19 protein-coding genes are annotated in these 20,891 nt (G+C 59.5%); 8 read left to right on the top strand and 11 right to left on the bottom strand.

All coding sequences use genetic code 11. The annotated features are described in order from the left end of the window. Nucleotides 1-71 precede the first annotated feature (71 nt). Together EXW94_RS21950 and ascF are read right to left on the bottom strand one after the other, a co-directional pair. A complete protein-coding gene (locus tag EXW94_RS21950) occupies nt 72-1,496 on the bottom strand; it encodes a 6-phospho-beta-glucosidase (RefSeq protein WP_174340999.1) in 1,425 nt (474 codons plus the stop codon). An 18-nt stretch (nt 1,497-1,514) separates the two neighbouring features. Beyond that, nucleotides 1,515-2,966 carry a PTS cellobiose/arbutin/salicin transporter subunit IIBC gene (gene ascF, locus EXW94_RS21945; protein ID WP_120159338.1) on the bottom strand — a complete coding sequence of 484 codons (1,452 nt, stop codon included), beginning with the start codon at nt 2,964-2,966 and terminating at the stop codon, nt 1,515-1,517. Nucleotides 2,967-3,179: 213 nt separating this feature from the next. On the opposite strand from ascF, the gene EXW94_RS21940 reads away from it, so the two are divergent. The 4 genes from EXW94_RS21940 (at nt 3,180) to EXW94_RS21925 (ending at nt 8,120) form a co-directional block, all read left to right on the top strand. Further along, the gene (locus tag EXW94_RS21940) at nt 3,180-4,193 is read left to right on the top strand and encodes a LacI family DNA-binding transcriptional regulator (RefSeq protein ID WP_174340998.1); all 1,014 of its coding nucleotides are present in this window, start codon (nt 3,180-3,182) and stop codon (nt 4,191-4,193) included. Between the two features lie 134 nt (nt 4,194-4,327). Next, nucleotides 4,328-4,873, top strand: coding sequence for an electron transport protein HydN (hydN, locus tag EXW94_RS21935; protein ID WP_174340997.1), 546 nt, complete (start codon nt 4,328-4,330; stop codon nt 4,871-4,873). Between the two features lie 6 nt (nt 4,874-4,879). Then, entirely contained in the window at nt 4,880-7,096 is a 2,217-nt protein-coding gene (gene hypF / locus EXW94_RS21930) for a carbamoyltransferase HypF (protein WP_174340996.1), read from the top strand. A 1-nt stretch (nt 7,097) separates the two neighbouring features. After that, entirely contained in the window at nt 7,098-8,120 is a 1,023-nt protein-coding gene (locus EXW94_RS21925) for a HoxN/HupN/NixA family nickel/cobalt transporter (protein ID WP_010434446.1), read from the top strand. A 376-nt stretch (nt 8,121-8,496) separates the two neighbouring features. Here EXW94_RS21925 and norW read toward each other — a convergent pair whose 3' ends face one another. After that, nucleotides 8,497-9,630, bottom strand: coding sequence for an NADH:flavorubredoxin reductase NorW (gene norW / locus EXW94_RS21920; RefSeq protein WP_174340995.1), 1,134 nt, complete (start codon nt 9,628-9,630; stop codon nt 8,497-8,499). Next, a complete protein-coding gene (norV, locus tag EXW94_RS21915) occupies nt 9,627-11,075 on the bottom strand; it encodes an anaerobic nitric oxide reductase flavorubredoxin (protein ID WP_174340994.1) in 1,449 nt (482 codons plus the stop codon). Before norV ends, norW begins: the two co-directional genes overlap by 4 nt. 186 nt (nt 11,076-11,261) lie before the next feature. On the opposite strand from norV, the gene norR reads away from it, so the two are divergent. After that, nucleotides 11,262-12,776 carry a nitric oxide reductase transcriptional regulator NorR gene (gene norR, locus EXW94_RS21910; protein ID WP_174340993.1) on the top strand — a complete coding sequence of 505 codons (1,515 nt, stop codon included), beginning with the start codon at nt 11,262-11,264 and terminating at the stop codon, nt 12,774-12,776. Here norR and gutQ read toward each other — a convergent pair. The 7 genes from gutQ to srlA all read right to left on the bottom strand — a co-directional run bounded on the left by gutQ (nt 12,773) and on the right by srlA (nt 17,708). Beyond that, nucleotides 12,773-13,738, bottom strand: coding sequence for an arabinose-5-phosphate isomerase GutQ (gene gutQ, locus EXW94_RS21905; protein WP_029742068.1), 966 nt, complete (start codon nt 13,736-13,738; stop codon nt 12,773-12,775). The genes norR and gutQ overlap by 4 nt on opposite strands. After that, nucleotides 13,731-14,504 carry a DNA-binding transcriptional repressor gene (locus tag EXW94_RS21900; protein ID WP_010434430.1) on the bottom strand — a complete coding sequence of 258 codons (774 nt, stop codon included), beginning with the start codon at nt 14,502-14,504 and terminating at the stop codon, nt 13,731-13,733. The genes gutQ and EXW94_RS21900 overlap by 8 nt, the downstream gene beginning before the upstream one ends. Nucleotides 14,505-14,567: 63 nt before the next feature. Further along, nucleotides 14,568-14,927 carry a transcriptional regulator GutM gene (gutM, locus tag EXW94_RS21895; RefSeq protein ID WP_010434428.1) on the bottom strand — a complete coding sequence of 120 codons (360 nt, stop codon included), beginning with the start codon at nt 14,925-14,927 and terminating at the stop codon, nt 14,568-14,570. Between the two features lie 92 nt (nt 14,928-15,019). Continuing rightward, nucleotides 15,020-15,799, bottom strand: coding sequence for a sorbitol-6-phosphate dehydrogenase (srlD, locus tag EXW94_RS21890; RefSeq protein WP_108416411.1), 780 nt, complete (start codon nt 15,797-15,799; stop codon nt 15,020-15,022). A 14-nt stretch (nt 15,800-15,813) separates the two neighbouring features. Further along, on the bottom strand, nt 15,814-16,176 hold the full coding sequence (gene srlB / locus EXW94_RS21885) for a PTS glucitol/sorbitol transporter subunit IIA (protein ID WP_089601265.1): 363 nt from the start codon (nt 16,174-16,176) through the stop codon (nt 15,814-15,816). A gap of 12 nt (nt 16,177-16,188) precedes the next feature. After that, complete coding sequence (locus EXW94_RS21880; RefSeq protein ID WP_047348068.1) at nt 16,189-17,148, bottom strand: PTS glucitol/sorbitol transporter subunit IIB; 960 nt, start codon at nt 17,146-17,148, stop codon at nt 16,189-16,191. Beyond that, complete coding sequence (srlA, locus tag EXW94_RS21875) at nt 17,145-17,708, bottom strand: PTS glucitol/sorbitol transporter subunit IIC (RefSeq protein ID WP_010434421.1); 564 nt, start codon at nt 17,706-17,708, stop codon at nt 17,145-17,147. The genes EXW94_RS21880 and srlA overlap by 4 nt, the downstream gene beginning before the upstream one ends. A 251-nt stretch (nt 17,709-17,959) precedes the next feature. Here srlA and mltB point away from each other — a divergent pair, with 251 nt between their 5' ends. The 3 genes from mltB (at nt 17,960) to EXW94_RS21860 (ending at nt 20,884) form a co-directional block, all read left to right on the top strand. Next, a complete protein-coding gene (gene mltB, locus EXW94_RS21870; RefSeq protein ID WP_174340992.1) occupies nt 17,960-19,060 on the top strand; it encodes a lytic murein transglycosylase B in 1,101 nt (366 codons plus the stop codon). A 313-nt stretch (nt 19,061-19,373) separates the two neighbouring features. Continuing rightward, nucleotides 19,374-20,027: a metal ABC transporter ATP-binding protein gene (locus EXW94_RS21865; protein ID WP_174340991.1), complete on the top strand. Its 654-nt coding sequence runs from the start codon at nt 19,374-19,376 to the stop codon at nt 20,025-20,027. Then, nucleotides 20,024-20,884 carry a metal ABC transporter permease gene (locus tag EXW94_RS21860; protein ID WP_108416415.1) on the top strand — a complete coding sequence of 287 codons (861 nt, stop codon included), beginning with the start codon at nt 20,024-20,026 and terminating at the stop codon, nt 20,882-20,884. Before EXW94_RS21865 ends, EXW94_RS21860 begins: the two co-directional genes overlap by 4 nt. Nucleotides 20,885-20,891 lie beyond the last annotated feature (7 nt).

Below are 20,891 nucleotides of genomic sequence, written 5' to 3'. Positions count from 1 at the left end.
GTGGCGCTACGCTTACCGGGCCTACGGTTTTGTAGGCCCGGTAAGGCGAAGCCGCCACCCGGCAAAACAGGCTACTCCAGATCCCCCCCATTACTCGCAATCACCTTCTTGTACCACCCGAACGATTTCTTGCGCTTGCGGTCCAGCGTGCCGTTTCCGGCGTCATCGCGGTCAACGTACACAAAACCGTAGCGTTTGCTCATTTCGCCCGTTGAGGCGGCCACCAGGTCGATGCAGCCCCAGGTGGTGTAGCCCATCAGCGGCACGCCGTCCTCAATCGCGTCGCCCATCGCGCGGATGTGCTCGCGCAAGTAGCTGATGCGGTAGTCGTCGTTGATCTCGCCATTCGCGTCGATCTCGTCCTTCGCCCCGAGGCCATTTTCCACCAGGAACAGCGGCTTCTGGTAGCGGTCGTACATCATGTTCATGGTGATGCGCAGGCCGAGCGGGTCAATACCCCAGCCCCATTCGCTCACCTGAATATGCGGGTTACGCAGGGACTTCACGATGTTCGCCGCGCTGGTGTTGCCCGCGTTCATGTCCGCCGACGCGCAGCGCGAGGCGTAATAGCTGAACGAGACAAAGTCGACGGTGTTTTTCAGCAGGTCGTCGTCGCCCGGGTCTTTCACAATCACCACGCCTTTTTCGCGGAACACGCGAGCGGAGTAGGCCGGGTAGCTGCCGCGCGCCTGCACATCGATAAAGAACAGGTTCTCGCGGTCTTTCTCCAGCGCCATCCACACGTCTTCCGGCTTGCAGGAGTACGGGTAGAAATTCCCGCCCGCCAGCATGCAGCCGACCTGGTTTTCCGGGTTCACCTCGTGAGCAATTTTGGTTGCCAGCGCGCTCGCCACCAGCTCGTGGTGCGCGGCCTGGTATTTCACCTGATCTTCGTTTTCACCCTCCTCAAACACCAGCCCCGCGCCGGAGAACGGGCTGTGCAGCATGATGTTGATTTCGTTGAAGGTCAGCCAGTATTTCACCAGCCCGTTAAATTCTTCAAAGCAGGTGCGGGCGTAGCGGGCGAAGAAATCGACCATCTTGCGGTTGCGCCAGGAGCCGTACTCCGTTACCAGGTGCATCGGCACGTCGAAGTGGCACAGGGTTACCAGCGGCTCAATGTTGTACTTTTTGCACTCCTCGAACACCGCGCGGTAGAAGGCAATACCCTCTTTGTTCGGCAGCGGCTCGTCGCCGTTTGGGTAGAGGCGGCTCCAGGCTATCGAGGTGCGGAACACCGTAAAGCCCATCTCCGCCATCAGGGCGATGTCTTCTTTATAGCGATGGTAAAAATCAATCGCCTCGTGGCTCGGGTAGAACTCGTCGTCACGCAGCGAGAAACGCTTTTCCTTACCGACCTTCACCGCCAGGCGATTCGCGCCGTGCGGGATCATATCGACCGTGGTTAGCCCTTTGCCGCCTTCACGGTAAGCACCTTCACTCTGGTTGGCGGCAAGCGCGCCGCCCCATAAAAATCCTTGTGGAAAAACAGACATTCTTACCTCGCTTTCAATTTATGCTTCTGCTGCTTTGTTCTGAACCGGTGCGGTCTGCAGGGCGCGCGCTTTTTCAGCCTCGTCTTCGACCGGGATATCCTCAAAGCCGAGTATCAGGGTCAGAACAAACGACAGCACCACTGCCAGCCCCATCACGCCAAACACCCATACGATGGTCATCGGGTTGGCCGGGTCGAAGAACTGCACGCTGGTGAACAGCCCCGGTGCCGCCATCGAGTGGCTGGCAAGACCGGCCATGCCCGCCACCGCGCCGCAGATAAAGCCGCTGATCAGGCTCGCAATCAGCGGACGCTTCAGGCGTACCGCCACGCCATACAGCGCCGGTTCAGAGATCCCCGCCATGATGGCGGAGGCCGCCGCCGCTAGCGCCGTCTGGCGCAGCTCCGGGTTTTTCGTTTTCCACGCCACCGCCAGCGACGAGCCGCCGAGCGACAGGTTGGCGCCGATTTCCGACGGCATCACCATCCCCTCTTTGCCCGTTTCGGCAATGGTCTGAATGATGGTCGGCGTAAACACGCGGTGCATCCCGGTCATCACCAGCAGCGGCCACAACGCGCCCATAATGGCGACGGAGAGCCAGCCCAGATAGCCGTGAATGGTGTAGACCAGCGCGGAGATGGCGCTACCGATCCAGATGCCCAGCGGGCCAATCAGCACGATGGCGAGTGGGGCTGCAATCAGCACGATCAGCATCGGCTTGAGGAAGTTTTTGGTGACCGCCGGGGTAATGCGATCCACCCAGCGCTCGATGTATGACAGGCACCAGGTCATGACCAGAGCCGGGATGACGGTGTAAGTGTATTTCACCGCCGTCACCGGGATAAAGGCGAACTCAACGTGCTCGCCCTGAGCGGCTTTCGCCATCAGCTCGATAAAGCTCGGGTGCACCAGCACGCCCGCAATGGCAATCGCCAGCGACATATTAGTTTTGAACTTCACCGCCGCCGAGGCTGCCACCATCAGCGGCAGGAAGAAGAACGCGCCGTCGCCAATGACCGTCAGGATGGTCAGCGTGGGATCGCCCTTGCCCAGCACGCCGGTCATCTCGAGGATCATTGCCAGCAGCTTGACCATCGAGCCGCCAATGATCGCCGGGATCAGCGGGGACATGGTACCGATCAGCGCGTCGAGGATCCCGGCGCCGATGCGGCGTAATGTCAGTTTCTGCGGGCCTTCCGGTACGGCAGGCTGCAGGCTGGTTGGCAGCAGGCTCACCACTTCGCGGTACGCCTGAGAAACGGTGTTGCCAATAATGACCTGACACTGGTTGTCATTGCGTACCACGCCGAGCACGCCGCTGATGCTTTTCAGGCGCGCGGCATCGGTAAGGCTTTCGTCTTTAAGGACGAAGCGCAGACGCGTCATGCAGTGGGTGACGGCGACAATGTTCTCTTTGCCGCCCAGCGCGCTGACAACGTCGTTCGCCAGCGCGGCGTAATTTTTGGCCATCGGATGTGATCCTGTTATCGTTGTGAGAAATGTAGGAAACCGGTTTCACATAATCATCATGAGTTTCTTTGAATGAAACAAGATCGCTTTTTGTACATTTTTCACATTCGTGATGACGATCACCTATCGTCAGTCAAAGCGTGATTTCGCCGCTGCGACAATTTTTTTGCAGTGCAGTACACTGCGCTCATCAGTTTCAAACGGAATAACAACATGACCACGATGCTGGAAGTGGCGAAGCGGGCAGGCGTATCGAAAGCGACGGTCTCCCGGGTGCTGTCGGGAAATGGCTACGTCAGCCAGGAGACCAAAGACCGGGTGTTTCAGGCCATTGAAGAGAGCGGCTATCGCCCGAATTTGCTGGCGCGCAACCTGGCGACCAAGCGTACCCAGACGCTGGGGCTGGTGGTGACGAACACCCTTTACCACGGCGTTTACTTTAGCGAACTGCTGTTCCACGCCGCGCGCATGACCGAAGAGAAGGGGCGCCAGCTGATCCTTGCGGACGGCAAGCACAGCGCCGACGAGGAGCGCGAGGCCATTCAGTATCTGCTGGATATGCGCTGCGATGCGGTGATCATCTATCCGCGCTTTTTGAGCGTGGAGGAGATGGACGAGATCGTCGAAAAGTGCGAGCAGCCGATTATGGTGCTCAACCGACGACTGCGGAAAAACAGCAGCCACAGCGTCTGGTCCGATCATAACGCCTCCTGCCAGGATGCGGTGTCGAAGCTGATTGCGAAAGGCCACCGGGATATTGCGTTTATCACCGGCTCACTCGATTCCCCGACCGGCGTTGAGCGTCTTTCCGGTTACCGGGCAGCACTGATGCAGCACGGCATTCCACTGCGCCAGGAGCTGATTGCGCAGGGGAAATGGAACCCGGCCAGCGGTGCGGCGGCAGTGGCGGAGCTGTTATCCCGGGGCGAACGCTTTACGGCGCTGGTGGCGAGTAATGACGATATGGCGATTGGTGCCATGAAGCAGCTGCACGATAGCGGTGTCGCCACGCCGGACGCGGTGTCGGTGATTGGTTTCGACGATGTGGCTATCGCGCCGTACATGGTGCCGTCTCTGTCCAGTGTGCGCATTCCGGTGACGGAGATGATCAAGGAGACCATCAGCCGCCTGATCTTCATGCTTGACGGCGGTGAGTTCAAATACCAGCAAACCTTCTCCGGTGAGCTTATCCTGCGCGACTCCGTGATCGACGGTCCGCATCGGTGACGTCGACAGCTGTCATCGTCATAAGTGACGATGACAGCACCACGCTCATTTTTAAAATCATTAAAAATCATAGTGTTAATAATTGGCACGGTTTATGAATATCTCCGCGCATAACTGTAATGCTGGAGAAGCAGATGAACCGTTTTATTATGGCCGATGCCAGTAAGTGCATAGGTTGCCGTACCTGTGAAGTGGCGTGCGTGGTTTCCCATCAGGCGGAGCAGGACTGCGCGTCGCTGACGCCTGACACGTTCCTGCCGCGCATCCACGTCATTAAAGGCGTGAATATTTCTACCGCCGCCATCTGTCGCCAGTGCGAAGACGCGCCGTGCGCGAACGTCTGTCCGAACGGGGCGATTAAACGCGAGAAAGGCTTTGTGCACGTCATGCAGGAGCGCTGCATTGGCTGCAAAACCTGCGTGGTCGCCTGCCCGTACGGCGCGATGGAGGTGGTGGTCCGTCCGGTGGTCCGCAACAGCGGCATGGGGCTGAGCGTTCGGGCGGAGAAAGCCGAAGCCAACAAATGCGATCTTTGCTACCACCGTGACGCCGGTCCGGCCTGCATGGAAGCCTGCCCGACGCACGCGCTGGTCTGCGTGGATCGCGACAAGCTTGAGCAGATGAGCGCCGAAAAGCGCCGTCGTGCGGCGTTCGATACTTCAGCATCACTGCTGTTCTGATCCGCCATGAGCAGTAACGGCGTACAGCTGCGCGTGCGCGGCAAGGTGCAGGGCGTGGGGTTTCGGCCCTTCGTCTGGCAGCTTGCGCATCAGCTTCAGCTAACGGGCGATGTCTGCAACGACGGAGAGGGCGTGCTGGTGCGCCTCGCGGGTAATGGGGGGGCCTTTACCGCGAGGCTGCATCAGGACTGCCCACCGCTGGCACGCATTGACCACGTTGAAACGCAGCCGTTCACCTGGACGAACCTGCCGGACGCGTTTGTTATCCGCCACAGTGCGGGTAGCGCCATGGACACCCAGATTGTGCCGGATGCCGCCACCTGTCCGGCGTGTCTGGCTGAAATGCGCGACCCCGGCGAGCGCCGTTATTGCTACCCGTTTATCAACTGCACCCACTGCGGGCCGCGGTTTACCATTATTCGCGCCATGCCCTATGACCGTCCGGCCACGTCGATGGCCGCATTTCCCCTGTGCGCACCCTGTGAGACGGAGTACCGCAATCCTGCCGACCGACGTTTTCACGCCCAGCCGGTGGCGTGCCCGGACTGCGGGCCAGCGCTGGAATGGCGTGCCGGTGACGTTGTTGCCACCCGCGAAACGGCACTGCGTGCGGCGGTGACGATGCTCAAGGACGGCGGTATCGTCGCGGTTAAAGGGCTGGGCGGTTTTCACCTCGTCTGCGACGCGCTCAACCCGCAGGCGATACTGACATTGCGGTCACGCAAGCAGCGTCCATCGAAGCCGCTGGCGGTGATGATCCCAAATGCGGACGGCATGCCGGAGGCGATTCAGACGCTGCTCGGCTCACCCGCTGCACCCATCGTGCTCACGCCAAAAGCCTGGCTGCCGGTGTTCCCCGAGGCAATCGCGCCGGGTCTGGATAGCGTGGGCATCATGCTTCCCGCAAACCCGCTGCAACATTTGCTGATGATGGACTGCCAGCGCCCGCTGGTGATGACCTCCGGCAACCTCAGCGGCAGGCCGCCTGCCATCAGTAATCAACAGGCGATGGATGAACTGGGCAACATCGCGGACGGATTCCTGCTGCACAATCGCGATATTCTTCAGCGGATGGACGATTCGGTGATGGATCGGGACGGCGCGATGCTGCGCCGCGCGCGCGGTTTTGTGCCAGATGCCATCACGTTGCCTGCGGGTTTCGAGAATATCCCCGCCATGTTATGCACCGGTGCGGAGATGAAAAACACCTTCTGCCTGGTGCGTGGCAGCCAGGCGGTGCTGAGCCAGCATTTTGGCGATCTCGGCGACGAGGGTGTCGAAGCGCAGTGGCGCGGCGCGCTCTCGACGATGCAGGACATCTACGCCTTCCAGCCGGAGCGCGTGGTGTGCGACGCCCATCCGGGCTATCACACGCAACAATGGGCGCAAGCGCAGGCGCTGCCGGTCGAAACCGTACTGCACCATCACGCCCACGCGGCGGCGTGCCTGGCGGAAAACGGCTGGCCGCGTGAGGGCGGAGACGTTATCGCCCTCACGCTGGACGGGATCGGCATGGGCGAGAACGGCGCGCTGTGGGGCGGGGAGTGCCTGCGGGTGAACTATCTCTCGTGCGAGCATCTGGGCGGGCTGCCTGCCGTTGCGCTGCCGGGCGGCGATCTGGCGGCGCGGCAGTCGTGGCGCAATCTGCTCGCCCACTGTCTGGCATTTGTCCCTGACTGGCAGCAGTATCCGGAAACGCGCGCGGTACAGCGCCAGAACTGGCCGCTGCTGGCAACGGCGATCGGGCGCGGCATCAACGCGCCGCAGGCCTCGTCATGTGGTCGCCTGTTTGATGCGGTCGCCTGCGCGCTCGGTATCGACGCGCAGTCCTGGGAGGGGGAAGCCGCATGCAGGCTGGAAGCGCTGGCCTCGCAGTGCGCGGGCGTCGACCATCCGGTGATGCTGTCTGTCGACAACCTCGCGCTTTTCTGGCGGCAGTGGCTGGCCTGGCAGGCTGAGCCCTGCGAGCGCGCGTGGGCGTTTCACGACGCGCTGGCAAAAGGGTTGGCAGAACTCGCCGCGTTCCATGCCCGACGCTTATCGCTGTCGACAATCTGCCTCAGCGGCGGCGTGGTGCACAACCGTCTGCTGCGCGCGCGCCTGCGTCATTATCTTTCTGACTTTACGCTTCTTTTTCCTTCGCACCTGCCCGCAGGTGACGGAGCGATCTCCTTCGGGCAGGCGGTGGTCGCCGCCGCCCGGTCATGTTCACAAAGGACTTAAAATGTTACGACTCTTACGCAATGAACCTCGCGCCGCGCTTCTGCTGCTGGCCCTGGTAATGGCAAACCTGCTGGCCTGGGGATGGGCATGGCACGCCTTTAGCGGCAGCACGGCGCTGATGGCCGCCAGCCTGCTGGCGTGGTGCTACGGGCTGCGTCACGCGGTGGACGCCGACCACATCGCCGCGATTGATACCGTGACGCGTAAGATGATGCAGCAGGGCAAACGCCCGTCCGGCGTGGGGGCGTGGTTCTCGCTGGGGCACTCCACCATCGTGGTGCTGGCCTCGATTGCTATCGCCGCTACCGCGACGGCGTTTCAGAAAAACATGGAATGGTTCCACGAAACTGGCAGCCTGATTGGCACGGCGGTGTCGGCGACCTTCCTGCTGGCGATGGCGCTGGTGAACATGGTGATCCTGCGCGGCGTCTGGCGCAGTTTTCAGGCGTTGAAACACGGCAGGCCCGTGCAGGGCGACATCACGCTACCTGCCCAGGGCGGCGTTATGAACTGGCTGTTCGGCAAAACCTTCCGCCTGGTGAATAAAAGCTGGCAGATGTACCTGGTTGGTTTCCTATTTGGCCTCGGCTTTGACACGGCCACCGAGATTGGCGTGCTGGGGATCTCTGCTGCCAGCGCCTCCAGCGGGATGTCGGTGTGGTCAATCATGATCTTCCCGGCGCTCTTCGCCAGCGGCATGGCGCTGGTGGATACCCTCGACAACCTGCTGATGGTCGGTGCCTACGGCTGGGCGTTTAACAAGCCGCAGCGCAAGCTCTACTACAACATGACCATCACCGGCACCTCCGTGGTGGTGGCGCTGTTTATCGGCGGGCTGGAAGCGCTGGGCCTGCTGATGGACAAATTCGCCCTCAGCGGCGGCGTCTGGGATCTGATTGGTGCGGTAAACGATAATCTTGGCAACGCCGGGTTTGTGGTGGTCGGGTTGTTCGTTGCCTGCTGGCTGATCTCCATGGTCAACTACCGCTGGCGCGGCTACGACGCGCTGGTGGTGCGTTCCTGAGCAGGCGCGGCTTTTCGCGCCTCCGGAATTAATTAAAGTCAGCGAAATAAAATGTGCTCAGCATGCCGCCTCTTTGAAATAGCGAGAAAGATAATTGAGTTCTTTATGAAAAGTCGCCATGATTTGTCTCCGGCTGAACCGGATGCGAATAATAAAAAAGGAGATGCTTTTAAGCTATTTCGCAGTTAAGTATTAATGGAAATAATAAATAAGGGATTGATAGCGATGATATACCTGTTTTGTATTTATTTGATGAATAGGGTGCGTAAAAAAAAGCCCCGGGACATCGGGGCGGTGGATAATTAAATCCAAAGGTTAAGTAAGCGTGGTCGTGCTGTAGGCCGGGTAAGCGGAGCGCCACCCGGCAATACGAGGGTTAAGCAGGTAGCGATTTCAGCAGGGCGAAAGCCTCCTTCATCCGGTCTTCACTGACGACAAAAGCGCGTAGTTGACCCTCATTATCGGCACCGCGCGCGACCATTCCCTGCGGTCCGAGGGTAATTTGCCAGTTCAGATCCTGACGCTGCGTTTCACCGGCAAGGTGCAGCGGTAATTCCGGCGTTTTTACTTTAACCAGCATGGCGGGTAATTTCAGCGGCGCGCTGCCGCCGAGCAGGTTTTTCGCCAGATACATCGCGCTTAATTGAATTGGCTGTAAAAAGGGCAGCACCTGACCGTTAATTTCAGCGCAGTCGCCCAGGGCGTAAATATCCGGCTGCGTGGTTTGCAGGTCGCTATTTACCTTCACGCCACGGCCTGTTTCGGCACCTGCGCGATGCGCCAGCGCGGTTTCCGGGCGCAGGCCCGTCGCCGCAATAACCACATCCACCTCAACGCTGCGGTTGCGGTCGAGCGTGGCACGAATGCCGCCTTCGGTTTTGCTCAGGCTGTGCAGCTGCGATTTCAACAGCAGATGCACGCCCATGTCGGTCAGGCGATGCTGTAAGCGACTGCTTACTTCTGCGGGCATCAGCGCCGACAGAATGCTCGCCGCGTGGTCAACCAGGGTGACGGATTTGCCCGCCCGGCAGAAATCCATCGCCAGCTCGGTGCCGATCAGCCCGCCGCCGACAATCATTACCCGCTGAGCGTCGCGAAGCCCCGTTTCGCTGGCCTGGTACTCCTGCTGGCTGTTGAGCGTGATCATCAGCTCGCGGCCTTCAATCGGCGGCACAAACGCAGAGGCACCCGTGGCCAGCACCAGCTTGTCGTACTGCCAGGTTTTCTCTTTCGCTTTCACTACGCGGGCATCGGCGTCGATATCGGTGACCCAGGTGTACGGGAACAGACGCAGGTTAAACTGCTCTGCGAACTCCCCCGCCGTCTGGCGGGTGAGGTCTTCGGCGCGCTGATTCTGGCTAATGACGTGGCTTAAATCAGGCTTGTTGTACTCGTCCATGCTGTCGGCGGCAATCACCGTCAGCGGCACGCTGGCATCCTGCTTGCGGATGTTTTTCACCAGCTGGCGGGCGGCAAAGCCCGAGCCGATGATGACGATACCGTTGCTCATTTTGCCTCCGTACCCAGTTCGTCAAAGACGTCCTTACCGAGTGAACATTCCGGGCAGAGGAAGTTGTCCGGCACGTCGCGCCACGGCGTGCCCGGGGCAACATCCTGCAGCGGTTCGCCCAGTTCAGGATCGTAAATCCACTGGCAGACGCTGCACTGCATGCGCGGGCCGAGATCGGCGGCCGCCGCGGCGGCACAGGCGCAGGCTTCCTGCTGTTTGGTTGGTTTTGCCGTCACTTCCGGCAGCGGAGCGAGCGCCCACTGACGGGCAATGTCGCGACCGTGCTGGCGGCAGATCTCAAGCGCGTCGATATCCGGACGCCATTTCGCCTTCAGGCTCAGGGACATTTCAAAACCGGCATCCTGTAAACGGGTGGAGAGACGGTCTACCGCGCCGCCGCTCCAGCCGTGGGAGCCAAAGGCGCTGGCGCGCTTGTTGCGAAAACGCAGGCCGGTCATCTCTTCCACCAGGCCGGCAATTTTCGGCATCATTACGTTATTCATGGTGGAAGTGCCCACCAGCACGCCCTTAGAGCGGAACACGTTGGTCAATACCTCGTTCTTATCGCTGCGCGCCACGTTGAAGATTTTCACCGCCACGTTCGGGTCAACTTCGTTGATGCCCTGGGCAATGGCGTCCGCCATCATGCGGGTGTTGTTGGACATGGTGTCGTAGAAGATCGTGATGCGGTCTTCCTGATAGTCCGCCGCCCACTTCAGGTACAGCTCGACGATCTGGGTCGGGTTCTCACGCCACACCACGCCGTGGGAGGTGGCAATCATGTCCACCGGCAGGTTAAATCCGAGGATTTCGGTAATTTTTGGCGTCACCAGGCGGCTGAACGGCGTCAGGATGTTGGCGTAGTAGCGTTGGCACTGCTCGAACAGCTCGGTCTGGTCCACTTCGTCGTTGAACAGGCGCTCGTCGCAGTAGTGCTGGCCGAAGGCGTCGTTGCTGAACAGCACCGCGTCGCCGGTCATGTAGGTCATCATGCTGTCCGGCCAGTGCAGCATCGGGGTTTCCACGAAGATCAGCTGTTTGCCGTTGCCGATATCCAGCGCGTCGCCGGTTTTCACGGTATGGAAGTTCCACTCCGGATGGTGATGGTGGCCGTTGATCGAGTCGATGGCGTTGGTGGTGCAGTAGATCGGCGTGTTCGGAATGTAAGACATCAGCTCGGTCAGCGCGCCGGCGTGATCTTCTTCCGCATGATTGATGATGATGTAGTCGATGGCGTCCAGGTCGATTTCACTGCGCAGGTTCTGCACGAACTCGCGGCTGAACTTGTGATCGACGGTATCGATCAGCACGTTTTTTCCTTCGCGGATGAGATAGCTGTTGTAGCTGCTGCCGCGCAGCGTTTTGTATTCCGTCCCGTGGAAATCGCGCACTTCCCAGTCACGTTGACCGACCCAATGAATGTTATTTTTAACCAGTATAGACATAGCAACCTCTACGTAATACAGCATTTTCAAATAAGATGGTTTGCCTATATCAAGTTGCGTGCCAACTTTTAATGTGTTGATTTTGTTTGATAAAAATTTTTATGATCCGTAATGGGTAGTCATTATGACTATTAAAATCAGTGTCAATATGACAACATGCATTGTCAAAATGACAGCGAGGTCACTATGAGCTTTTCCGTCGACGTACTGGCGAAGATCGCCATTGAGCTGCAAACCGGTATCGGCCATCAGGACCGCTTTCAGCGGCTGATCTCCACGCTGCGCCACGTGCTGGCGTGTGACGCCTCGGCGCTGCTGCGCTATGAAGGGCGGCAGTTTATTCCTCTGGCTATCGACGGGCTGGCGAAGGACGTGCTCGGGCGGCGTTTTACCCTTGAAGGCCATCCGCGTCTGGAAACTATCGCCCGCGCGGGTGACGTGGTGCGCTTCCCGGCGGACAGCGATTTGCCTGACCCGTACGACGGGCTTATTCCCGGACAGGAGAGCCTGAAGGTGCACGCCTGTATCGGCCTGCCGCTGTTTGCCGGACAAAACCTGATTGGCGCACTGACCCTCGACGGCCTGTCGCCGGACCAGTTCGACACCTTTAGCGATGAAGAGCTGCGCCTGATTGCCGCCTTGGCCGCCGGGGCGCTGAACAATGCCCTGCTGATTGAACAGCTGGAGAGCCAGAACATTCTTCCCGGCAGCCCGGCGGCGTTTGAGCAGGTAACGCACACGGAGATGATCGGCCTTTCTCCGGGCATGGCGCAGCTCAAAAAAGAGATTGAGATTGTTGCCGCCTCCGACCTGAACGTGCTGATCTTCGGGGAAACCGGCACCGGCAAGGAGCTGGTCGCGAAGTCCATTCACGAAGCCTCGCCGCGCGCGGTGAACCCGCTGGTGTACCTCAACTGCGCCGCGCTGCCGGAGAGCGTGGCGGAAAGCGAGCTGTTTGGTCACGTTAAAGGGGCGTTTACCGGGGCCATCAGCAACCGCAGCGGCAAGTTTGAAATGGCGGATAACGGCACGCTGTTTCTGGATGAAATCGGCGAGCTTTCCCTGTCGCTGCAGGCCAAGCTGCTGCGCGTGTTGCAGTACGGCGACATTCAACGCGTAGGGGATGACCGCAGTCACAGAGTGAACGTGCGCGTGCTGGCGGCAACCAACCGGGACCTGCGCGAAGCGGTGCTGGCAGGGCAGTTCCGCGCCGACCTGTTCCACCGCCTGAGCGTGTTCCCGCTTACCGTGCCGCCGCTGCGCGAGCGCGGGGACGACGTGTTGCTGCTGGCGGGCTTTTTCTGCGAGCAGTGCCGTCTCAGGATGGGGCTTTCCCGCGTGGTGCTGAGCCCAGGGGCGAGGTCGCATCTGCTGAGCTACGGCTGGCCAGGCAACGTGCGCGAGCTGGAGCATGCGATCCACCGCGCGGTGGTGCTGGCGCGGGCGACGCGCTCGGGTGACGAGGTAGTGATCCACGCGCGGCATTTTGCGCTTCAGGATGAAACCGCACCGGCTGTCGCGCAGGCGGCACCAGAGATAGCGAATGAAAATCTGCGTGAAGCCACGGAGGCGTTTCAGCGTCAGATGATTACCCGCGCGCTGGAGCAGAACAACCGCAGCTGGGCGGCGTGCGCGCGGGCGCTGGAGATGGACGTCGCCAACCTGCACAGGCTGGCGAAGCGTCTGGGACTGAAGGGCTAGATAATTCCGGCCTGATAAAAATCCTGCAGGTTGATAGCACCGCACAGCCTGCCGGCATCATCCACCACCGGAGCGGCGGTGATTTTGCGCTTCATCAGCACCTCTTTGGCTTCAATGGCGCGGCTCTCGGCGTTGAGCGTCAGTCCGCCTTTGGTCATGGCGTCCGACACGTTTGTTTCCAGCCTGCCGCCGCCCACCAGCCAGCGGCGCAGGTCGCCGTCGGTGAACACGCCCTTGACGCTCCCGTTGTCATCGCAGACCGCAACCAGCCCCAGACCGGTGCGGCTGAGCTCCAGCATCGCGTCCATGACGCTGGTATCGAGTTTGACCTGCGGAATGGCATCGTCGGTGCGCATCAGGTGGTGAACCTTATTGAGCAGGCGTGCGCCGAGCGCACCTGCCGGATGCGAACGGGCGAAATCTTCTTCGTTAAAGCCGCGCGCCTGCATCACCGCCATTGCCAGCGCGTCGCCCATCATCAGGGTGTTAACGGTGCTGGAGGTCGGGGCGAGGTGCATCGGACAGGCTTCACGCTCAACGGAAATATCCAGCGTCGCTTTGGCGGCCAGCGCCAGCGGCGAACGGGATTTCCCGGTCATCGCCAGCAAGGCGACCGATTTTTCCTGCAGGCGTGGAATAATCAGGTCCAGCTCTTTGGCCGAACCGGAGTAGGAGATAAACAGCATCACGTCGCGGCTTTCAATCATCCCGAGATCGCCATGCAGCGCTTCTGCCGGATGCACAAAGAACGCCGGGGTGCCGGTGCTGGCGAGCGTCGCGGCAATCTTTTTGCCGATATGGCCAGATTTACCGATACCCGCCACGATCACTTTGCCTTCGCAGTGGATAATGGTGTTGGCCGCGCGGACAAAATCCTCGCCCAGACGTTCCGGCAGGCGGCTGGCTTCCTGCAGTTCCAGCATCAGCGTCTGGCGGCCCGTTTCTAACAGAAAATCACTCATCTCTTTCTCCGGTTACGATCACGTCGATTCCTTTCTCTTCCAGCGCTTTCTTGAACGCCGGGTCGATACCCGCGTCGGTAATCAGCTTATCAACGCTTTCAAGGCTACAGACAATGTTGGGGCTTTTGCGGCCAAACTTCGACGAGTCTGCCATTAAAATCACTTCCCGCGCGGCGTTGCACATCGCTTTACTGACGCTGAACACCTCGTTGAACGTCGTCACCCCCGCGTTCAGGTCGATGCCGTCGGTGCCCATAAAGAGTTTATCAAAGCTGAAGTGGTCGAAGGCATTCTCCGCCAGCTGGCCGTGAAACGACGCCGATTTTTTGCGGAAGGTGCCGCCGGGCATCAGGATGGTCTGCTCGCTGTCGAACTCCGACAGGGCGTTGACGATGTGCAGGCTGTTAGTCATCACCGTGATGTTGTTAAAGCGGCTGAGCAGCGGGATCATCTGCAGGACGGTACTGCCTGCATCCAGAATGATGGAATCACCGTCCTGGATAAATTTTACGGCAGCTTCGGCAATTAGCGCTTTCTGGTGGGTATTGATCAGCGTTTTGTGATCGATAGGCGGGTCCGCTTCGTCCTTATTGAGCACCACGCCGCCGTAGGTTCGAATGACGGCGCCAGAGTTTTCGAGCAATACCAGGTCCTTGCGTATTGTCGTGCCGGTGGTGTCAAAGTAGTGGGCCAGATCCTCTACCGAACATTTTCCCTGCTTTTGCAGATGTTCGAGAATGGCCGCCTGCCGCTGACGAGGTTTCATAGGCGCTTCGTTCCTTAGGTTGCGAAATGATAATTTCGCAAGTCTATAGCTTTCACAACGAAATTATCCATGTTTCAGATTAAGCGCTAATGATAGTGCATTCTGACAGAGTGGATCATGGGGAAAGATCACATCAGGCCGTAATTCCTGCAGCGAAATGCCGTTGATTGCCTGGATTTTCACCGGACGGGCGAAGACGGTCATACCGCGCATGATGAGGGAATCGCAGACGTTATTGTTTTCATCCAGCGCAACGGCGACGACCACGCGCGGTTTGAAGCGTCCGCCGGAACGCCCGACCCCGACGCGACCTTTCTGGCACAGGGCATCAAACGCGCGGTTAAACTGGTGGATTTGCCAGCCGCCAAACGCCATCTGGCACAGCCAGGCGAGGGCGGCGACGGTGATGAGTGCGGTTACCATATTTCACTCCTTAAATGCCGGGTGGCGGCTGCGCCTTACCCGGCCTACGGGTATTGTAGCCCCGGTAAGCGCAGCGCCACCCGGGAAGGGACTTAGAACATGACCTGCCCACCGGTGACGTTAATCGACTGCCCGGTGCAGTACGAGGCTTTCGGGCTGGCGTAAAACAGCAGCATGTTCAGCACGTCCTGATAATCGCACCCGCGCTTCAGCGGCACTTTATCGATGTAGTGCTGCTCCACTTCCTCAGCCTTGATGCCGAGCTTGGTGGCGTACTGCGGCAGCAGGGACTGGAACATCGGCGATTTCAACAGGTTGCCCAGCATCAGCGAATGCACGGTAATGCCGTACTCGGCCAGATCCAGCGCCAGAGACTGCGTCAGCCCCACGCCGCCAAACTTCGCCGCGCTGTAGCCGGAGTTGTGCTTGCTGCCCACCTTCCCTGATTTTGAGTTGATCTGAATGATGCGCCCCTGAATGCCGTCGCGGATCATCAGGCGGGAAAACTCGCGGGCGCAGAGGAAATAGCCCACCAGGTTTACCTGCAGCGAGCGGTCAAAATCCCCCAGCGCGAAATCGCTGATAAAGGCCGCTTTCGCAATCCCCGCGCTGTAGACCAGCAGATCGGTACGTCCAAAAATCTCGTCCACGCCGCGGGCTAGCGCCATTACGCTTTGCTCGCTGGTGGCGTCGGCACCAAACCCGTACGCCATCCCTTCGCCAAACTCGGTGTTGATGGTATCCGCTACGCGGGCGGCTTTTTCACTCTGAATGTCCACTACCGCCACGCGGTAACCTTCTGCGGCAAGCCCACGGCAGAGGAACTCGCCTAAGGTTTGTCCCCCACCAATGACAACGGCAACCTGACTCATGTGTATCTCCTTAATTACGCAACAAATTTTAACGTGCAGCCTGGGGTGACAGCCTGCGGAACCGGGCCCGCGACGTGAACCGTACCGGGATACTCCGCCTGCGGCTGGCCGTCGAAACGCAGAGTGATGTGGCCCAGCTCGCGCAGGTTTTGCTCGGCCACGTCGCCAACGGCGGTGACGGCATAGCGCGCTTCGCCCAGCTCCAGCTGGCTTCCTGCCTTCAGCTCACCGTTCAGCTCGCCGTGGCAGTGGATAAAACAAAACTCTTCGATATCTGCCGGGGCGCCTTCGCGGAAGGTGATCAGCATCTGGTCGTTCAGCGCGTCGGCTGCGCTCTGGCCGATGCGGGTAATGGTGGTCTGGTAAATCACGGTCATCGCAGGAACCTCTTATTGATAAATAAAGCCGGAGACAAACCAGGCAATCAGCACCGTCGGTGCGCCCGTCAGGAAGCGGCTCACCAGCACGGACGGCACGCCTACGCGCACGGTGTCCTGGCGCGCTTCGGCCAGCGACAGCCCAACGGGGATAAAGTCGCACGCTGCCTGGGCGTTAATGGCAAACAGGGCGGGCAGGGCGAGGTGCGGAGGAATGTTCCCCAGACCAATCTGCACGCCAATCAGCACGCCGATGACCTGGGCAATCACCGCGCCCGGGCCGAGGAACGGCGACAGCAGCGGGAAGGAGCAGATCAGCGCCAGCGTGACCAGCCCGAGCGGGTGGCTGGCGAGCGGGGCGAGGCCGTGGGCAATCCAGTCGCCCAGGCCGGACGCCATGATGATGCCGATCAGCGCCGAGACGAACGCCATAAAGGGCAGGATGGTTTTCAGTACCGTGTCGATGGTGTCGCGCCCGGACTGGAACAGCACCGCCACAGCGGAACCCATGCCCATCCCGACCTTCGCCAGCAGGCCGTCGCTCTGCTCGGTGATTTTCTTGCTGGTGTCGTACTCGCGCGGTGCCGCTTTTTGCGGCGCGGCAGTTCCATTCACCAGAGTGATGTTGTCCTCCTTCACGCCCGAGACATAAATGTCTTCAAGGATGTACTGCGCCAGCGGGCCTGATTTTCCGGTGGAGTGAATATTCACCGTCGGAATGCGACGCTTCGGATAGATGCCGCAGCGCAGCGTCCCGCCGCAGTCGATGACCGCCACGCCGATTTCTGCTTCCGGCGGCTCGCCCTCTTTGAAGCCGTCGACCGCTTCCCAGCCGGTCAGCTCACGCAGCTTATCGACGATCGCCGGGCGCGTGCCCGCGGTGATGTAAACGATCTTTTTGCCTTCGGTGGCGTCGAACTCCAGCGGGCCGCCCCAGCCGCCCGTGCCTTTCTCAATGCGGATCCGGTTCATGCTGTGGCTCCTGAAAGATGGACTTTCTGTTCAAGCTGGATGCCCATTTTTTTCTCAAAAATGGTGGTGGTGAGGTCCGTCACCCAGCCGCGGAAGAAGTTGGTGACCAGGCCGACCAGCAGATAGCTCACCGCCAGCGGGCCGAGCGGCAGGCCAAGGGTGGTGAGACCGCTGGCGATCCCGAGATAGACAAACAGCTCTCCGGGGTTAATGTGCGGGAACAGGCCGTTCATGGAGTGGCAGCTGTAGGAGGCGGCGGCGTAATAGCTCGGCTTGTACTTTTCCGGCATGAAGCGGCCGAGGCTTAAGGTCATCGGGTTACAGAACACGAAGGTGCCGATGAACGGTAATACCAGATAGCGGGACAGCGGATTCCCGGCACAGCGCTGGGCGAAGCGTTCAATGCGCTGCTGGCCGATAAAGTTGATCAACGCGTTCATGATCACCAGCAGGCTGATCAGCAGGGGCAGGATCCCGGTCACCATACCGGTGAACACTTCTCCGCCTTTCTGAAACAGCCCGATGAACCACTCGGCGCCGTGGGTGATGGTTTCTATCATTCTTCTCTCCTGTGGGGCTTTTTTGTTTTTGTCTGACAGGCTAATAATAATCACTTTGAAAGGTTTTAAAGTGTTAGTTAGATCTCACAATGAAAGAAAAATAGATTATTTTGAAAGTTTGTTGATGAGGTCAATGGTTTTCGGTGGAAAAAAACGCGGATTTGCGTTGGGGGAGTGCGTACCGCTTCCTTGAGGTGTTGCGGATGCTTTACCATACTGGGTTCTTATCGAACCCGTTAAATGGATGTCTCATGTTCAAGCGTCGTTATGCAGCGCTGTTGCCTGCGCTTATTCTGCTGTCTGCCTGTAGTAGCAAACCTAAGACCGAAGCCGTTCAGCAAACGGCGGGTGCGCCTTCCGGAGGATTCCTGCTGGAGCCGCAGCATAATATGATGCAGATGGGCGGCGACTTCGCCAATAACCCGGCGGCCGAACAGTTCATCGATAAAATGGTGAGCAAACACGGCTTTGACAGACAGCAGTTGCACGAAATTTTGTCGCAGGCCAAGCGTCTGGACTACGTGCTGCGCCTGATGGACCGCCAGGCACCGACGGCACAGGTGCCGACCGGGCCAAACGGCGCGTGGCTGCGCTATCGCAAACAGTTTATTACCCCGGACAACGTGCAAAACGGCGTGGTGTTCTGGAATCAGTATGAAGATGCGCTCAACCGCGCGTGGCAGGTGTACGGCGTACCGCCTGAAATCATCGTCGGGATTATCGGCGTGGAAACCCGCTGGGGCCGCGTGATGGGTAAAACCCGCATCCTGGACGCGCTGGCGACGCTCTCCTTTAACTACCCGCGCCGCGCGGAGTACTTCTCTTCCGAGCTGGAAACCTTCCTGCTGATGGCGCGCAGCGAACAGGACGACCCGCTGGATCTGAAAGGGTCGTTTGCCGGTGCGATGGGCTACGGCCAGTTTATGCCGTCTTCCTATAAGCAATATGCCGTCGACTTTAACGGGGATGGTCACATCAACCTGTGGGATCCGGTGGATGCCATCGGCAGCGTGGCGAACTACTTCAAAGCGCACGGCTGGACGCCGGGTGGGCAAGTTGCGGTGCAGGCAAACGGCGAGGCGTTTGGCCTGGAAAACGGCTTCAAAACTAAATACAGCGTTGCACAGCTGACGGCGGCAGGCTTAACGCCAACGCAGCCGCTGGGCAATGTCGAGCAGGTGAGCCTGCTGCGTCTGGACGTGGGAACCGGGTATCAGTACTGGTACGGCATGCCGAACTTCTACACCATTACCCGTTATAACCACAGTACCCACTACGCAATGGCGGTGTGGCAGCTGGGGCTGGCGGTGTCTCAGGCCCGCGTCCCGGCGGCGTCACCGTTTAGTCAGTAAGTCATTCTGACGGGTAGGCCGGGTAAGGCAACGCCGCCACCCGGCATGGCTGCATGCACGGTGCGGCCTGATGCCCTCAACCTGACCCTCTCCCACGGGAGAGGGGAATTTTGCAGAAACATTTCGCCACACTCCCTTTTCAAACCCGCCATTTACATCTTAACCGCCTTTCATTATTGTTATGTTATAACATTTAATTCGGTATCAAAATGTCAACGTCCCTTTTTTCTCTGTCTGCTCTGGTTCGGCTGTTGCTGGCGCTGGTGCTGGTTGTCTTTATCGGGCTGGCCGTGCGCTGGGCGGTGGCATTGCCATGATCGTAATGAACGAACTGGTCGCGGGCTATGACCGCCAGCCCGTTACGCGTCCTTTTTCGGGGGTGATCGAACGGGGGAGCATGACCGCCATTATCGGCGCTAACGGCTGCGGGAAATCGACGCTGCTGAAAACGCTGGCGGGGTTTATTCCTCCCGTCAGCGGCGGCTTCCGCTGGCAGGGTAAGCGCCCGGTAATCGGCTGGCTGGCACAGCGTCACGCGCTGGAGGCACAGTTTCCGCTGACCGTACAGGACGTGGTAAGCATGGGCTGCTGGCCGGGCATTTCGCTTTTTTCCGGTTTTCGTCGCGAGACGCGGTTGCGGATTGCCAGCGCGCTTGAGCGCGTCGGGCTGGGATCCATGGCGTTATCCACCATCGATGAACTCTCCGGCGGACAGTTTCAGCGCATGCTGTTTGCACGCGTCCTGGTGCAGCAGGCGCCGCTGGTGATGCTGGATGAACCCTTTACCGGGGTCGATGAAGCCACCTGCAACGTGCTGATGGACCTGATGCTGGAGATGTATATGCAGGGGCAAACGCTGCTCGCGGTTTTACACGACAGCGAGCGCGTGTCGCGCCACTTCCCGCAAACCTTACGGCTGGATGCTGACGTTCCCCAGTGGAAAACCGAACGGGTGAGGGTGGCATGATCTGGCATACATTTTTCCAGCCGTTTATCGAATACGGGTTTATGCGCCGCGCGCTGGTGGTTTGCCTGGCGCTCTCGGTCAGCACCACCGCGCTCGGCGTGTTTCTTCAGCTGCGTCGGATGAGCCTGATGGGGGATGCGCTTTCTCACGCGATTTTGCCGGGTGTCGCCGTGGGGTATTTGCTCAGCGGGATGTCGCTGCTCGCAATGAGTATTGGCGGTTTTATCGCGGGAATTACCGTGGCGCTGGTGGCCGGTCTGGTCAGCCGCCGCACGCCGCTCAAAGAAGATGCCAGCTTTGCCGGATTTTATCTTGGCTCGCTGGCGCTGGGCGTCACGCTGGTCTCGCTGCGCGGCTCGAATGTCGATCTGCTGCATCTGCTGTTTGGCTCCATTCTTGCGGTGGACAACGACGCCGCGCTGTTCGTCACCGGCGTATGCATCGTCACGCTTATCACGCTGGCGATTTTCTATCGCGGGCTGGTGACAGAGGCCTTTGATACCGCCTGGCTGCAGGTGAATGCTCGCGGGTTACCTGGCTTATTGCATGGACTGTTTCTGGCGCTGCTGGTGCTTAATCTGGTGGCCGGGTTTCAGGTGCTTGGCACGCTGATGGCCGTCGGGCTGATGATGCTTCCCGCGGTGGCAGCACGCTGCTGGGTACGCACGTTACCTGGGTTGTTATTGATGGCGGGCATCAGCGGTATTTTCTGTGCGTGGCTCGGGCTCAGCCTTTCCTGGGCGGCGAGGTTGCCTGCGGGGCCATCCATCGTGCTCACCGCCAGCGCGCTGTTCTTTATCTCTGTTTTATTTGGTACGCGCAGCAGGCTGGCTGGCAGCCTGCGGGCGCTTTTTTAACGCAAGG

Origin of the sequence: Enterobacter sp. JMULE2, assembly GCF_013337145.1 — a bacterium.
GTDB lineage: Bacteria > Pseudomonadota > Gammaproteobacteria > Enterobacterales > Enterobacteriaceae > Enterobacter > Enterobacter mori.
The sequence above is the reverse complement of the archived record's forward strand: the minus strand, read 5'-3'. Positions and strand labels throughout refer to the sequence as shown.

Coding starts and splice junctions, on each gene's coding strand:
- norR (WP_174340993.1), top strand. CDS start 11,262: ATGAGCTTTTCCGTCGACGTACTGGCGAAGATCGCCATTGAGCTGCAA.
- norW (WP_174340995.1), bottom strand. CDS start 9,630: ATGAGCAACGGTATCGTCATCATCGGCTCGGGCTTTGCCGCCCGCCAG.
- EXW94_RS21880 (WP_047348068.1), bottom strand. CDS start 17,148: ATGAACCGGATCCGCATTGAGAAAGGCACGGGCGGCTGGGGCGGCCCG.
- EXW94_RS21860 (WP_108416415.1), top strand. CDS start 20,024: ATGATCTGGCATACATTTTTCCAGCCGTTTATCGAATACGGGTTTATG.
- mltB (WP_174340992.1), top strand. CDS start 17,960: ATGTTCAAGCGTCGTTATGCAGCGCTGTTGCCTGCGCTTATTCTGCTG.
- EXW94_RS21900 (WP_010434430.1), bottom strand. CDS start 14,504: ATGAAACCTCGTCAGCGGCAGGCGGCCATTCTCGAACATCTGCAAAAG.
- EXW94_RS21940 (WP_174340998.1), top strand. CDS start 3,180: ATGACCACGATGCTGGAAGTGGCGAAGCGGGCAGGCGTATCGAAAGCG.
- hydN (WP_174340997.1), top strand. CDS start 4,328: ATGAACCGTTTTATTATGGCCGATGCCAGTAAGTGCATAGGTTGCCGT.
- EXW94_RS21865 (WP_174340991.1), top strand. CDS start 19,374: ATGATCGTAATGAACGAACTGGTCGCGGGCTATGACCGCCAGCCCGTT.
- hypF (WP_174340996.1), top strand. CDS start 4,880: ATGAGCAGTAACGGCGTACAGCTGCGCGTGCGCGGCAAGGTGCAGGGC.
- ascF (WP_120159338.1), bottom strand. CDS start 2,966: ATGGCCAAAAATTACGCCGCGCTGGCGAACGACGTTGTCAGCGCGCTG.
- srlA (WP_010434421.1), bottom strand. CDS start 17,708: ATGATAGAAACCATCACCCACGGCGCCGAGTGGTTCATCGGGCTGTTT.
- gutM (WP_010434428.1), bottom strand. CDS start 14,927: ATGGTAACCGCACTCATCACCGTCGCCGCCCTCGCCTGGCTGTGCCAG.
- EXW94_RS21950 (WP_174340999.1), bottom strand. CDS start 1,496: ATGTCTGTTTTTCCACAAGGATTTTTATGGGGCGGCGCGCTTGCCGCC.
- srlD (WP_108416411.1), bottom strand. CDS start 15,799: ATGAGTCAGGTTGCCGTTGTCATTGGTGGGGGACAAACCTTAGGCGAG.
- gutQ (WP_029742068.1), bottom strand. CDS start 13,738: ATGAGTGATTTTCTGTTAGAAACGGGCCGCCAGACGCTGATGCTGGAA.
- norV (WP_174340994.1), bottom strand. CDS start 11,075: ATGTCTATACTGGTTAAAAATAACATTCATTGGGTCGGTCAACGTGAC.
- EXW94_RS21925 (WP_010434446.1), top strand. CDS start 7,098: ATGTTACGACTCTTACGCAATGAACCTCGCGCCGCGCTTCTGCTGCTG.
- srlB (WP_089601265.1), bottom strand. CDS start 16,176: ATGACCGTGATTTACCAGACCACCATTACCCGCATCGGCCAGAGCGCA.